A 1,763-nucleotide genomic window follows, 5' to 3' on the forward strand; every position below is an offset into this window, starting at 1 on the left:
GGCCATCCGCTGGCGTTCGACTTCGCCGAGCGTCTCGCCGAGATCGCGCCAAAGGGCCTCGATCGCATCTTCTTCACCAATTCCGGCTCCGAGTCGGTCGACACCGCGTTGAAAATCGCTCTCGCCTATCACCGCGCCAACGGCCAGGCGAGCCGTACCCGCCTGATCGGCCGCGAGCGCGGCTATCACGGCGTCGGCTTCGGCGGCACCTCGGTCGGTGGCATGGTCGCCAACCGCCGCGCCTTCGCCACGCTGCTGCCGGGCGTCGACCACATCCGCCACACCCACGATCTCACCCGCAACGCCTTCGCCAAGGACCAGCCCGAGCACGGCGCCGAGCTCGCCGACGATCTCGAGCGTCTTGTGGCTCTGCACGGCGCCGAGACCATCGCCGCCGTCATCGTCGAGCCGGTGCCGGGCTCCACCGCGGTGCTGCCGCCGCCGAAGGGCTATCTGCAGCGCCTGCGCGAGATTTGCGACAAGCACGGCATCCTCCTGATCTTCGACGAGGTCATCACCGGCTTCGGCCGCCTCGGCACGCCGTTCGCCGCCAATTTCTTCGGCGTCACGCCTGATCTGATGACCACCGCCAAGGGCATCACCAACGGTACCATCCCCTGCGGCGCGGTGTTCGCGCATCGCAAGGTGCACGACGCCATGATGATCGGCCCGGAAAACGTCATGGAGCTGTTCCACGGCTACACCTACTCGGCGCATCCGACCGCCTGCGCCGCGGGCATCGCCACGCTCGACATCTACAAGGACGAAGGCCTGCTCACGCGCGGTGCCTCGATTGCCGACTATTGGCGCGATGCGCTGCACTCGCTGAAGGGCCTGCCCAACGTCATCGACATCCGCAATTGCGGCCTGATGGGCGCGGTCGAGCTGTCGCCGCGCGATGGCGCGGTCGGCGCGCGTGGTTACGACGTCATGGTCGACTGCTTCAATCGCGGACTGTACTTCCGCATGAGCGGCGATAGCTTTGCGCTGTCGCCCCCGCTCATCGTCGAGAAGAGCCACATCGACGATATCGTCTCGATCCTCGGCGACGCCATCAAGCGGGTGGCCTGATAATTGCTCTCGCCGTTGCGGGTTGTGTCCTTGCAGCGGCGAGCGCCGCGGGAGTTTGACGAAGCGTGAAAGTTCTGATCCTCGGCAGCGGTGTCATCGGTGTCACCTCTGCCTACTATCTTGCGCGTGCCGGCCACGAAGTGACGGTCGTCGATCGTCAGCCCGAGCCGGCACTGGAGACCTCTTTCGCCAATGCAGGCGAGGTGTCGCCCGGCTATTCCTCGCCTTGGGCCGGTCCCGGCGTGCCGGTGAAGGCGATCAAGTGGCTTCTGATGAAGCACGGCCCGTTGGTGATCCGGCCGAAGCTCGATCCGGTGATGTGGGTCTGGCTGCTGAAAATGCTGCGCAACTGCACCAGCGAGCGATACGCGGTCAACAAGAGCCGGATGATTCCGATCGCGGAATACAGCCGCGATCGCTTGCGCGATCTGCGCCGCGACATCGGCATCCAGTACGACGAACGCGCGCAAGGCACGCTGCAGCTGTTTCGCTACCAGGCCCAGCTCGACGGCACCGCAGAAGACATCGCCGTGCTCAAGCAATACGGCGTGCCCTTCGAGGTGCTGAGCCGCGAGGGCTGCATTGCGGTCGAGCCGGCGCTGTCAGGCGTAAAGGAGAAGTTCGTCGGCGGGCTTCGCCTGCCGCAGGACGAGACCGGCGACTGCCACATGTTCACGCAGGCGCTTGCGGCG

The 1,763-nt window shown here is 65.8% G+C and carries 2 protein-coding genes; both read left to right on the forward strand.

Features of this window, described 5'->3' with window-relative positions; translation table 11 throughout:
- The coding region (locus tag JHD07_RS15550; RefSeq protein WP_291623685.1) for an aminotransferase class III-fold pyridoxal phosphate-dependent enzyme at positions 1-1,071 on the forward strand (1,071 nt) is incomplete at its 5' end.
- A gap of 65 nt (positions 1,072-1,136) precedes the next feature.
- A partial coding sequence (locus JHD07_RS15555; protein ID WP_291623687.1) for an FAD-dependent oxidoreductase occupies positions 1,137-1,763 on the forward strand: 627 nt, incomplete at its 3' end.

This window comes from Bradyrhizobium sp. (assembly GCF_016462955.1).
GTDB lineage: Bacteria > Pseudomonadota > Alphaproteobacteria > Rhizobiales > Xanthobacteraceae > Bradyrhizobium.